The following is a 12,094-nucleotide window of genomic DNA, read 5'->3' on the forward strand; positions in this document are numbered from 1 at the left end:
CGCGCCTTCCATGGTCCGGCCCGCAATGGAGATACCCGAATGGCAGACGAATACCTGACCTTCACGCTCGACACCGGAAACGGCGAGGGCGGCGACGTCAAGATCAAGCTCCGTCCCGACCTCGCGCCCGGCCACGTCGCGCGCATCAAGGAGCTGGTGGGCGAAGGTTTCTACGACGGCATCAAGTTCCACCGCGTGATCCCCGGCTTCATGGCCCAGGGCGGCTGCCCCAACGGCACCGGCATGGGCGGTTCGGACAAGCCCGACCTGCAGGCCGAGTTCAACGACGAGCCCCACGTGCGCGGCGTGTGCTCGATGGCGCGCACCAGCTATCCGCACTCGGCCAACAGTCAGTTCTTCATCTGCTTCGATGATGCCCGCTTCCTCGACAAGCAGTACACCGTCTGGGGTCAGGTCGTCGAAGGCATGGACCAGGTTGACGCGCTGCCCAAGGGCGAGCCGCCGCGCGAGCCGGGCAAGATCGTCAAGGCAGTCGTCAGCGAAGGCTGACAAGTGTCAGGCGTCAGCGAAGGCTGATGGTTCCTGCGACATGATACAGGAAAAGGCGGTCCCGATTGGGGCCGCCTTTTTTGTGAGCCGGCATGTTTTATTAGCCGGCATGGGCGAATTTGGCGTCTGCCACGCGGTTGCCATCCTAAGCTCTCGATGATTCCTCGCGGCCCTTCGGGACGGGAGAGGGGCGGTGTCGCAAAGCGCCGTCAGGCGCATTCTCCAACGGTCTGTCAGGTGGCCGCATAAGGGGCGCCGAAAAGCGCATCGTACGCTGCCAGCAGCTTCGGGCGTTCCTTGTCCCAGCCTAGGTGCTGGTGAACCCGTTCATATCCAAAGTGCCCCATCGCTGCGGCCTTTTCCGGATCGTCGAGAACTTCGACGATCTTGCGTGCGAAGTCGATCGGGTCGTTGGCGAGCGCGTAAAGCGATGCATCCTGTGCCGAAAAGCGGCCTTCCTTGACGTCGAACTGCACGATGGGTTTACCCAGCGCCATATATTCCATGATCTTGTTCATGGTGCTGAGGTCGTTCATCGGATCGACGCGATCGGGGTTGACGCAAATATCGGCGGTGTTGAGCATGTCCATCAGCACATCGTCGGGCGCTCGTCCGGTGAAGGTGAAGAGGTCCGCCACACCTTTTTCGCGTGCGTAAGTCTTGATGAACTCCAGTTCCGGTCCGCCACCGACGATGCCGTAGTGAATGTCTTCCCGGCCCTGCGCGCGCAGCCAAGCGGCGGAATCGACCAGAAGGTCGAGCCCTTCCTGGCGGCCGATCACGCCGACATAGCCTACGAGGTGACGCTTGCCTTGCTTGAGTTCCGGCCTGGCGGGGCCTGGTTTGATCTTGGAAAGCTCTGGCCCCGAGCGAACTACGAAGACATTCTCGGGCTTCATGTGTCCGCGTCGTACGGCGATGGCCTTGTAGCTTTCATTCGTGGCGATCGAGACCTTGGCCAGTGCAAAGGTCAGGCGTTCGGCCCAGACCATCGCCTTGTACTGCAATCCGCGCGTGCCGAATTTGGTTTCGAACAGTTCCGGGCACAGGTCGTGGTGGTCGAACAGGAAGCGCTTGCCGAACGGGCGGAACAGCGCCGCGACCAGAAAGATGAGGTCTGGCGGATTGCAGGCGTGGATCACGTGGAATCCGCGTGTGAAGGCGATGCGCAGTGCGAGCCTCAACTCCGCGAACAGTGCCGAGCCATACTCCGCAATATATCCCATGAGGCCGTTGCCTTCCGTCGGCAGGGTGTGCCGATAGATATGGATGTCCTCGATAACCTCGTGGGTGGCATCGTAGCCCTTGCCGGTCGGGCAGATGATCGACACCTGATAGCCGGCGTCGCGCAGCGTGCGGGCTTCCATCCATACGCGGCGGTCGAATGGAACAGGCAGGTTCTCGACGATGATCAGAACCTTGCGGAGTGTCTGACGGGGCATGGATGTCAATCCTCGACGGCATGGGGGGACGCGGCGACGGGAGGCACGGCAGCGCCTCTGCGTTCGCCGACGATCCGGGCAGGGGTGCCCACGGCGATGGCCATGGGTGGGATGTCGCGGTTCACCAGAGTGCCGGCACCGATCACGGCGCCATCGCCGATGGTGACGCCGGGTAGCACGATGGCGCGGGTGCCGAGCCAGACGTCGCGGCCGATGATGATGTCGGCCTCGTCCATCGCCTGCCGGGCGACCGGGCTGCCGTCATGAAAGCGGTAGCTGGAAGCGGTGATCATGACTTCGGGGCCAAGCAGTACGTCATCGCCCAGCACGATGCGTGCGCGGGTGTTTCCGGCCCAGATGTGACAGCGCGAACCGATGGCGACGCGTTCGCCCAGAATGACGCGCTCGGCATGCGAAAAGACGGCATCCGGGCTGATCGCGCAACCTTCGCCGCGGCGCACGCTTCGCAGCGGCTGAACGTGCGAGTAATTGTAGTAATTGACGATCTTGAACAGATGCGCCCAGGCACGGGGATCGAGCGTCGAGGCCAGCAGTCGCAGGAAGCGCTGGCCGCGCGACAGCTTTTGCTTGGGTGTGAGGTCGGGGCCGGAAGAGGGGGTCATACCGAAGTCCGGCCTGTTGTTGCGGTAAGCATCAGCGGCGCAACAGCTTCTTGAAGACTGGTTTGCCCATCAGGAACACCTGTTCGCGAATGTCGCGCATGGGGCCGAGTACGAGCCGATCGAGCATGAGCTGCGCGGTATTCACGGAACGCGCCTTCACGTCAGCACGCAACGTGAAGTCATTGAGAATGGTGGTGGCGGGGAGGCGCCTTCCCTTGATGCGATTGGTCACATTCTCGCCGTGGACGACCTGCAGCCACATCGGAGGGCTTTCCACTTGCGTGAGGTTCCATTTGGTTGCCAGCTCATGATGCTGGGCGGACCAGATGGTCTTGATCGGCGCGGCGCCGTTTTCAACCAAGCTGGTAAAGGGATTGCTGCGGTCGGTGGCCGTGAACAGGCGACCGTCGCGCATGGCGACACCATGCGGAAAGTTGAGCACGGTGCCGGGGGCATGTTCGTGCGCGGCGGCCTGGATCCGCCTCACGAAATCGCGTGCAATACCGTCGTCGTTATCGAGGCGGGTGGTCAGGACGATATCCTCTTTCGTACCAACCATGGCGCTGACATCTCTTGCCGCGATGCCCTCGCGGGAGACGCCGACGAAGCGTGGGGAAAAGGCCATGATCTCCTGCGCGCGGGCGATGCGGTCGCGGAATTCCTGCGGCGTATTCTCATCGAAATAGATCAGCCAGTCGAACTGCCGGTCCGTCTGATCGGCAACGCTGGGCAGGCAGTAGCGCTCGAAGAGTTCGAAGCGGCGTGCCAGCCAGCCCGGCGAATTGCGGATAGCGCTTTCCCGGCCGGGGCTGGCGATGTTGAAGCGGGTCAGAATGATATGGCGCATCGTCTCAGTTCCCCTGAAGGCGGGCGATGGCCTGCCGTGCGTGCTCGGCTCCTCTGGCATACCCGTGCCACCATAGCCCTGGAGAGCGCACGAGCGGCCAGTTTACATGCCCCATGCGGGCAAAGCGCGAGTTGCGATTGCGTACGAGCTTTCCTGCGATCACCCGCTCGACGGCGGCAATCCAAACCAGCGCGCCGCCCGCTGCAGCGCCCAGCGGTCCCCAGTGCTTGCGCATGTAATGCATCTGACCGATTGCGCGGTAGACCGTGCGCCCACGCGACATTTCACCCGTCGTGCCGGTCCTGTGGATCGCTGCTGCCCGAGGCGCGAAAAGGATGGTGTAGCCGGCGCGGCCCAGACGGTGGAACAGGTCGATTTCCTCGCTGTAGAGGAAGAAACTTTCGTCAAACCCGGCCATCGCCCGATAGGCTTCGGCACGGATCATGAAGAACGCGCCGGTGACGGCGTCTACCGCGCTGGTCCGGTCCAGCGGGCGATCGCGCTGCTGGAGCCTGCCTTCCACGCCTGCCGTAGCGAGGAGCAGATGGCTGAAGGCGGGAAGGCGAATGTAATTGTGGATTTCGGGGTGCCCTTGCGGGTTCTTGACCATGCCCCCGAACACGGCAGCCTCCGGGTGCCGGCGTTCCTCTTCGAGGAGTACGGCCACTGCGCCCTCGTCAAGAATGGCATCGGGATTCACCAGCAGCAACAGGTCGGCACGGGCCTGGGAGGCCAGGCGGTTGTTGCCCGGACCGAAGCCGATGTTGCCTTCGCTCGGTACGATGCGAACATCGGGATATTCCTGGGCGACACGATGCTCGGTGCCATCGTTGCCATTGTCGATGAACAGGACTTCGCCGCCCACTGCAGTGGCTTCGCGCAAGGCCGCTGTCAGGCATTCGTCGAGAATGCTGCCGGCGTTGTAGGCCACGATCAGCAGGCTTACGGTCGGCTTTGCAGTGGTTGCGGGATTACCATCGATCACTTCAGGCACGCTCTCAGGCTCCCGCGAACATGGCAAGGTTGCGGGGCAGGTCAGGGTAGAGGATGCGGTTTGCCAGCAGCGTCCAGCGCCGCGCCAGCGCGCCACGGTTCGGCAGCGCGACGAACGCTTCGATCAATGCGCGGTTTTGTGCATCGATAGTGCCATCCAGCTGGGCAAGGACTGCAGCGGCCTGTCGTCTGCGCCAGGTCATGCCTGCACGCACACGATCCAGCTTTCCGGAAGATCCGGCGTACTTCATCATGCTGACCGGCTTCTGATCCGATGAATTTGCGCCATGGAGGCGATAGGACATTGTCGTATCGTCCAGCACGGAAACCTTTCCGGAAAAGGCGGCAAGGAGCAGCAGATACCAGTCATGCCCGGTCACTTCGTCCACGGGAACGGGCATGGCCAGCCGATGCAGGGCCCGGTTGATACCCGATGCGCAGCCGAGCATCGGTGGGCAGACGAGGGCGCGCGCAGGAGAGTCTCCAGCGCCGGGATGCATCTTCTTGTAGGCCCAGTAGCTGGCCCCTTTGGGGACGCCATTGCCATCGATCAGCCGGACGTCGGAAAAAACGTAGTGCGGAGTTCCCGATCCGAACTGCGCATCGCCGCTTTCGAGCATAGCCAGCGTGCGTTCGACCTTGTCATGGTCCCAGACATCGTCCGCATCGGCGAACAGGACATAATCGGCATCCGCCCGTTCGAGGAGGAAGCTGAAATTAGCCTTTGCCGATCCGCTGGGGGATGCACGCCGGATCAGCTCGAACCGGTCAAACCGACCTGCATAGCTTTCGACAAGATCGGCCGAGCCGTCGTTTGAACAATCGTCGCTCACCAGCAGGCGGAAGTCGCGCCGCGTCTGGGCGGCGAGCGAATCCATCAACGCAGGCAGATAGCGCGCGTTCTGATATGTGGCGAGGAGGATGTCGATGGTCGGCACAGCGCGGGCTTTCGGTTCTCAGGCCTTGGCCTGCTGGAGCGGTTTCCACCAGTCTTCGCGTTCAAGATACCACTTGAGCGTGCTGGACAGGCCGCCTTCGAAATCGTGGATGGGCACATAGCCGAGTTCGGCCTTGGCCTTGGTCTCGTCGATGGCATAACGCCGGTCGTGGCCCTTGCGATCTTCGACGAAGGTCTTGAGATCGCTGGTGGGACGCCCCTTGGCGGCGGGGGCATCGGGAAAACGCTCCGCCAGCGAGGGATCCGCCGCAAAGGCCTTGTCTACCTGGGCGCAGATCTCGTCGATCACGGCAAGGTTGGGCAGCTCTTCGCCGCCGCCGATGTTGTACGTTTCACCGGAAATGCCGTTGTTCAGGCACGCCTCGATACCGCGGCAGTGATCCTCGACGTGCAGCCAGTCACGCACGTTCATGCCATCGCCGTAGATCGGCAGCGGCTTGCCCGAAAGCGCGTTGAGCAGGAACAGCGGGATGAGCTTTTCCGGGTACTGATATGGCCCGTAGTTGTTCGAACAGTTGGTGGTCGTCACCTCCAGCCCGTACGTGTGGTGGTAGGCGCGCGCCAGATGGTCCGAAGAGGCCTTGGAGGCCGAGTAGGGTGAATTCGGCGCATAGGGCGTCGTTTCCGAGAACGCAGGGTCTTGCGGCCCGAGCGAGCCGAACACCTCGTCGGTCGAGATGTGGTGGAAGCGGTGCGGAACGCCGCTGCCCGAAAGCCAGACTTCGCGCGCAGCCTTCAGCAGGCTGTTGGTGCCAAGAATGTTGGTTTCGATGAAGGCGTCCGGCCCGGAGATCGAGCGGTCTACATGGCTTTCCGCAGCGAAATGAACCAGTGTCGAAATTTCATGCTCGCGCAGCAGCGTTTTCACGAGTTGCGTATCGAGGATATCTCCGACCACCAACTGCGCGCGAGGGACGCCGGCGATCGTCGATTCGTTGCCGGCATAGGTCAGGCTGTCCAGAACGATGACCTGGCTTTCAGGGTGCTTCGCGCTCCAGTAGTGTACGAAGTTGCCGCCAATGAAGCCGGCACCTCCCGTTACGAGCAGATTAGACAAGTCCCTGTTCCTTCTTGAGCATGGTTCTGAGATGAGTGCGCCAGTGGACCGCAGGCGCTTCGAGAAGCGCACGCGTCGCCGATGTGTCCAGAAGCGAGAAGGCAGGGCGGACTGCCGGGGTGGGATATTGTGCCGTCGCAATCGGATTGATCGTCACCGGTCGATCCAGCAAGCCGATGGCGAGGGCTTCCTCGTGGATCGCCACGGCGAAATCGTACCAGCTGGCCACCCCTGCATCGCTGTGGTGGTACACCCCTCGCGCCTCGCGCGCGGCAAGCCCCCATAGTACGGATGCCAGGCCCGGCGCCCATGTCGGCGTGCCGATCTGGTCGGCGACGACGCCGAGCGTGTCGCGCTCGCGCATCAGGCGTAGCATGGTACGCACAAAGTTCGCGCCGCCGGCGGAGTAGACCCAGCTGGTCCGCACGATCAGCGCGTCCGTTCCGGCGGCGTCTTCGCCATCGGCCTTGGTGTTTCCGTAGACCGACAGCGGGTTGCGTGCGTCTTCGGAGCGATAGGCGCGCGCGGAACTGCCGTCGAACACGAAGTCGGTGGAAACGTGAACCAGTCGGCCGTTCCCTGCTTTCATCGCGCGGGCCATTGCTGCGACCGCATCGACATTGACCGCACGTGCCGTGGCTTCGTCGCTTTCCGCCTTGTCCACGGCCGTATAGGCCGCGGCATTGAGCAGCAGGTCGGGGGCCTCGCGGGACACGCGCTCGTAGACGGCGGCGGCATCCGTCAGGTCAAGCGATGTGCGGTCGAGCGCCACGGCGTCGCAGCCGTCGGGTAGCGATGCCAGCAGTGCCTTGCCCAGCTGTCCATTGCAGCCGGTGATGAGGGCCTTCATGCAAAGGCCTCGACCGCGTCGAGTGTGACGCCGAGCAAGTCCTTGCCGGACAGTTGCGGTGTCATGCCGTCCAGCGGCCATGCGATGTCCACGGCGGGGTCGTTCCAGAGCAGGCAGTGCTCATTTTGCGGCGCGTAGGGCGCGGTGCATTTGTAGAGGAAATTCGTGTTGTCTTCCAGGGTTAGGAAGCCGTGCGCGAAGCCCTCTGGAACCCAGAGCATGCGCTTGTTCGCAGCACTCAACTCCACGCCCATCCATTGACCGAACGTGGGAGACGACTTGCGTAGATCAACGGCAACGTCATAGACGGCACCGGTCGCCACGCGCACCAGTTTACCTTGCGGCGCCGGGTTCTGGAAATGCAGGCCCCGCAGCACCCCTTTCTGCGAACAGCTGTGGTTGTCCTGTACGAACGTGAGGTCGAGCCCGATTTCGCGGAACTTCGCCTCGCTCCAGGTTTCCATGAAGAAGCCGCGGTCGTCGCCGAACACTCTGGGTTCAAGGATCAGAGTGCCGGGCAGCTTGCCCTCGATCACGTTCATGGACGCTCGCCATTCTGCAGCAACTGTACCAGGTATTCCCCGTAGCCTGACTTGCGGAGCGGCGCGGCCAGCGATTCCAGCGAGGCATCGTCGATAAAGCCCTGTCGCCAGGCGATCTCTTCAGGGCAGCAGACCTTCAGGCCTTGTCGCTCTTCGGTGACGCGGACGTAGGTTCCGGCGTCGAGCAGAGAATTGTGCGTGCCGGTATCGAGCCAGGCATAGCCGCGCCCCATTATCTCGACGTTCAGCGCACCGTCTTCCAGATAACGCATGTTGAGATCGGTGATCTCGTATTCGCCGCGCGGGGAAGGCTGAAGATCCCGGGCGCGATCGACTGCCGTTTCATCGTAGAAATACAGCCCGGTGACGGCGTAGTTGGAGTTTGGCTTTTCCGGCTTTTCGACCAGCTCGACAGCCCGTCCTTCACTGTCGAAGGAGACCACGCCATAGGCCTGCGGGTTGTTGACGCGATAGGCGAATACGCTGGCGCCCTGCTGCTGGGCGTCCGCATTCTTTAGCAGGATCGGCAGGCCGTGGCCGTAGAAGATGTTGTCGCCCAGAACGAGAGCACTTTTCGAGCCCGCGAGAAAGTCTGCGCCGATGTGATAAGCCTGCGCCAGCCCGTCCGGTGACGGCTGCACGGCATAGCTGATCGACATGCCCCACGCCGTACCGTCGCCAAGCAGGTTGGCGAATGCGGCCTGATCCTGAGGGGTGGTGATGATCAGCACTTCCCGGATACCCGCCATCATCAGTGTCGCAAGCGGATAGTAGATCATCGGCTTGTCGTAAACCGGCATGAGTTGCTTGGATGCGCCGCGGGTGAGTGGGTAGAGGCGTGTGCCCGATCCACCTGCCAGGATAATGCCCTTACGATTGGTCATAGGTTCTCGCTAAAGTATTGGCGGGGCAGAAGAGTGTGATGGCTACAGCATTGCAGCGCACAAATCCGGGTGTTTCATGGGGGGCACTTTCGACCAGAATACGGTTGAAGATCATGTCTCTTCCGAGTCTTTTGTATTGATGACCCCACATCAGTAAAATACGTATTTACGCGAAGTGTCTACGGGCGAGCGGTGGATTAGGCAACATCCTTTTAGATAGGGCCTTTCGCGATTCACCCCGCGTTGATGCGTTGTCCCTGCATCATGTTGCACTGCGGCGTTATGTGTATCTTGCTGATTTTGGAGTGTGAGTTTAAGGGTTGTTTCGTATTCGTATTTGTAGACGGGGACATGGCTTGAGGGTCTGGGATATTTGGGCTCGGAGTGTTCCGTGCGCTTTGGTTGGTCTGGCGCTTTCGGGGTGCGGGAGCACGCCTGCGCCGCCGGTTGTGGGCCGTATATCGCCGCCGGCTGTGGCGTCCCAGGGGCAGGAGGCGTTTGTGTCTCCGGGTGCGGGGAACGGTGTTCTTCGTGCAGGGGACGTGATTTCGGTTCAGGTTTTCCGGGAGGCGGACCTGTCTCTGGAGGCGACGCCGATTGCCGAGGACGGGACGATTGCGCTGCCGCTGATCGGGACGATCGAGGCGGCGGGGCTGACGCCGGCGCAGCTTTCGCAGCAGGTGACGCAGCGTCTGTCGAAGACGTATCTGGTTTCGCCGCAGGTGACGGTCAACCTTCAGCAGTATGCCTCGCACCTGGTGTCGGTCGAGGGTGCTGTGGAGAAGCCCGGGGTCTATCCGTTTGCGGGCGAGGCGCGTCTGTCGAGCGCGGTGGCGCTGGCGGGCGGTACGAGCGATGTCGCCAAGATGAAGCAGGTGGTGATCTTCCGCCACGATGCGCAGGGGCAGAGCGTTGCGGTGTTCGACTATTCGGCGGTTCAGGCCGGGACGATGATCGACCCGGTGCTGATGCCGGGTGACCGGGTTGTGGTGGGGCTTTCGGGCATGACCCAGGCCTGGCAGGACCTGGTCAAGTCGCTTCCGGCGCTTGCCATTTTCACGCGTTTGTAAGGGTCTGGATCTCCATGGATAATCGTGAACTGGCGCCGGTGGCGTCATCCTGGGCGGATCGTTACATAGCCGATGACGGGGGCGCGGGGGACTATCCTGCGGCGGGGCAGGGTGCAGGGATGATCAGCATGGCGCAGGTGCGCGGGGCGCTGTGGCGCCAGCGCTATGTGGTCGGCGGGATCGTGCTGGTGTGCCTGGTGCTGGGTCTGGTGGCGACGCTGCTGATGCGGCCGGTCTACCAGGCGACGGCGACGGTGCGGGTCGACCAGCAGATGGGGCAGATCGTGGAGGGCCAGGACCTGGCCAATCCGATGATCGCCTCGAACGAGTTGCCGCGCTATCTCAAGACGCTTTCGGCGGTGATCGGCAGCCATTCGATGGCGCTGCGGGTCGCCGATAAGCTGGGCCTGGATCGCGATCCGGCGTTTGCGGGCGACGACAAGGGCGATGGCAAGCTGCAGACCCGGCAGGCCCGTCTGGATCGGGCGGCGCGCAAGATCGCGGCGAACGTGACGGTCGATGCGCCGGGCGATACGCGGATCATGGCGATTTCGTACAAGTCGCCCGGTCGCGAGGAGGCGGCGCGTCTGGCGAATGCCTATGCCAGCCTGTTCGTGGCCGATGACGCGCAGCGTTCGATGGACACCAACAGCTACGCGCGTCAGGTCCTGCAGCAGCAGATCGATGCGACGCGCGACCAGCTGGCCAAGTCGGAAATGCAGGCGGTGAACTACGCGCGTGCGAACCAGCTGATCATGCCGATGGGCAGCGGCAGTGGCGGCGGCGATGGCGGCTCGAGCGACGGCCAGAGCGGCGGCGGCGGAGGCGGCGCCCAGACCCTGACCGGGGCGACGCTGATGTCGATGAACAGTGCCCGTTCGGGGCTGGTAGCGGCGCGGATCCAGGCCGAGCAGCACTGGAACGTGGTGTCCGGCATGCCGGCGCTGAGCATTCCCGAGGTGCAGCAGAACTCGGCGATCCAGACGCTGCAGGGGCAGCGTGCGGATCTGGCCGGGCAGCTGGCGCAGCTGAAGCAGCGTTACAAGGCGGGGTATCCGCAGGTTGACGAGCTGACGATGCAGATCCACTCGCTGGACCAGCAGATCGCGCAGACGGCCAGCCAGATCAAGGCGTCGATCAAGGCGCAGTACGAGGTGGCCAGGCAGCAGGAAGGGGCGATGGATAGCGAGATCACGAAGGTCTCGAGCCAGACGCTTGCCGAGCAGGATCGCCAGGTCGAATATAGCCTGCTGAACCGCAACACCGATGCGCTGCGCCAGCAGATGACCTCGCTGATGCAGCGCTACAACGAGATCGCTTCGGCCTCGGATATCCATTCGAACAATCTGACGCTGCTGGATACGGCCGAAGCCCCGGCATCGGCGGTCTCGCCCAACATCTACAAGAACATGATGCTGGCGCTGGGCGCGGGTATCGTGCTGGCCTTCGGCGCTGCGCTGCTGCGCGAGATGCTCGATGACAGCCTGCACTCGCCCGAGGACGTGGAAGCCAAGCTGGGCGTGCATCTGCTGGGGATCACGCCGCATGTCGAGGTGGACAAGCTGGAAGAGGCGATGGGTCGCGCAGGGGCGCTGTCGGAGGCCTATGCCTCGCTGCGCACGGCGATCGAATATGCCGCCCCGGCGATCCCGCACCGCGTGATCCAGTTCACCTCGAGCCAGGCCTCGGAAGGCAAGACGACGACCTCGACTTCGCTGGCAGGTCAGTACGCGGCGCTGGGTCGCCGGGTGCTGGTGATCGACGCAGACTTGCGCAAGCCCACGATCGGTCGGGCGCTGATCGGTCGCAAGGCCGAGCACGGTCTGGTCGACGTGCTGCTGGGGCACCGCACGTTCGAGGACGTGGTGGTGTCGGTGTCCGGCAGCATGGACGTGATCCCGTGCGGACATATTCCGCCCAACCCGGTGGAAATCCTCTCGTCGGCGGCCTTTGCGCAGTTCATCGAGAGCCATCGCAAGGCCTACGATCTGGTGCTGATCGATTCGCCGCCGGTGATCGGTCTGGCCGACGCGGTGCTGATCGGCCGTGTCGCCGATCACATCGTCTTCGTGGTCGAGGCCAACCGCTCGCACTTCGGCCAGGCCAAGGCCGCAATGCGCCGCCTCGGACAGGTCCACGCCAAGGTCATCGGCGCCGTCCTCACCAAGTACCGCGCTCAGGAAGCCGGACACTCCTACGAATACGCATACAACTACTATTCATACGGAAAAGAAAACTGATAAATAATACAGAAAAAGGGGGATGATCCCTTCAGGATAGCGCTCCCGAACCGGTCGGGAGCGCTATTGCGTTGTGAA

At 62.8% G+C, this 12,094-nt stretch carries 12 protein-coding genes; 3 read left to right on the forward strand and 9 right to left on the reverse strand.

What is annotated here, in order from left to right:
• Positions 1-39 precede the first annotated feature (39 nt).
• Positions 40-510, forward strand: coding sequence for a peptidylprolyl isomerase (locus AC3EC3_RS00190; protein ID WP_488487731.1), 471 nt, complete (start codon positions 40-42; stop codon positions 508-510).
• A 233-nt stretch (positions 511-743) separates the two neighbouring features.
• Here AC3EC3_RS00190 and AC3EC3_RS00195 read toward each other — a convergent pair whose 3' ends face one another.
• From AC3EC3_RS00195 to rfbA, 9 genes are read right to left on the reverse strand one after another with little or no spacing between them, the layout of a single operon-like run.
• Positions 744-1,952 (reverse strand): glycosyltransferase family 4 protein, encoded by a 1,209-nt coding sequence (locus AC3EC3_RS00195; protein WP_488487732.1) that lies wholly within the window; start codon positions 1,950-1,952, stop codon positions 744-746.
• 5 nt (positions 1,953-1,957) lie between these two features.
• Positions 1,958-2,575, reverse strand: coding sequence for an acyltransferase (locus tag AC3EC3_RS00200; RefSeq protein WP_488487733.1), 618 nt, complete (start codon positions 2,573-2,575; stop codon positions 1,958-1,960).
• A gap of 31 nt (positions 2,576-2,606) precedes the next feature.
• Positions 2,607-3,422, reverse strand: a complete 816-nt coding sequence (locus AC3EC3_RS00205) for a glycosyltransferase (protein ID WP_488487734.1) — start codon at positions 3,420-3,422, stop codon at positions 2,607-2,609.
• Between the two features lie 4 nt (positions 3,423-3,426).
• Positions 3,427-4,416, reverse strand: coding sequence for a glycosyltransferase family 2 protein (locus tag AC3EC3_RS00210; RefSeq protein WP_488487735.1), 990 nt, complete (start codon positions 4,414-4,416; stop codon positions 3,427-3,429).
• Between the two features lie 4 nt (positions 4,417-4,420).
• The gene (locus AC3EC3_RS00215; protein ID WP_488487736.1) at positions 4,421-5,353 is read right to left on the reverse strand and encodes a glycosyltransferase; all 933 of its coding nucleotides are present in this window, start codon (positions 5,351-5,353) and stop codon (positions 4,421-4,423) included.
• Between the two features lie 18 nt (positions 5,354-5,371).
• On the reverse strand, positions 5,372-6,430 hold the full coding sequence (gene rfbB, locus AC3EC3_RS00220; RefSeq protein ID WP_488487737.1) for a dTDP-glucose 4,6-dehydratase: 1,059 nt from the start codon (positions 6,428-6,430) through the stop codon (positions 5,372-5,374).
• Positions 6,423-7,280, reverse strand: coding sequence for a dTDP-4-dehydrorhamnose reductase (gene rfbD, locus AC3EC3_RS00225; RefSeq protein WP_488487738.1), 858 nt, complete (start codon positions 7,278-7,280; stop codon positions 6,423-6,425). The genes rfbB and rfbD overlap by 8 nt, the downstream gene beginning before the upstream one ends.
• Positions 7,277-7,822, reverse strand: coding sequence for a dTDP-4-dehydrorhamnose 3,5-epimerase (gene rfbC / locus AC3EC3_RS00230; protein WP_488487739.1), 546 nt, complete (start codon positions 7,820-7,822; stop codon positions 7,277-7,279). The genes rfbD and rfbC overlap by 4 nt, the downstream gene beginning before the upstream one ends.
• Positions 7,819-8,706 carry a glucose-1-phosphate thymidylyltransferase RfbA gene (gene rfbA, locus AC3EC3_RS00235; RefSeq protein ID WP_488487740.1) on the reverse strand — a complete coding sequence of 296 codons (888 nt, stop codon included), beginning with the start codon at positions 8,704-8,706 and terminating at the stop codon, positions 7,819-7,821. Before rfbA ends, rfbC begins: the two co-directional genes overlap by 4 nt.
• A 500-nt stretch (positions 8,707-9,206) precedes the next feature.
• Here rfbA and AC3EC3_RS00240 point away from each other — a divergent pair, with 500 nt between their 5' ends.
• Positions 9,207-9,776, forward strand: a complete 570-nt coding sequence (locus tag AC3EC3_RS00240; protein ID WP_488487741.1) for a polysaccharide biosynthesis/export family protein — start codon at positions 9,207-9,209, stop codon at positions 9,774-9,776.
• A 14-nt stretch (positions 9,777-9,790) separates the two neighbouring features.
• On the forward strand, positions 9,791-12,016 hold the full coding sequence (locus tag AC3EC3_RS00245) for a GumC family protein (protein WP_488487742.1): 2,226 nt from the start codon (positions 9,791-9,793) through the stop codon (positions 12,014-12,016).
• Positions 12,017-12,094: the final 78 nt, after the last annotated feature.

The organism is Novosphingobium sp. BAM6, from assembly GCF_057784955.1.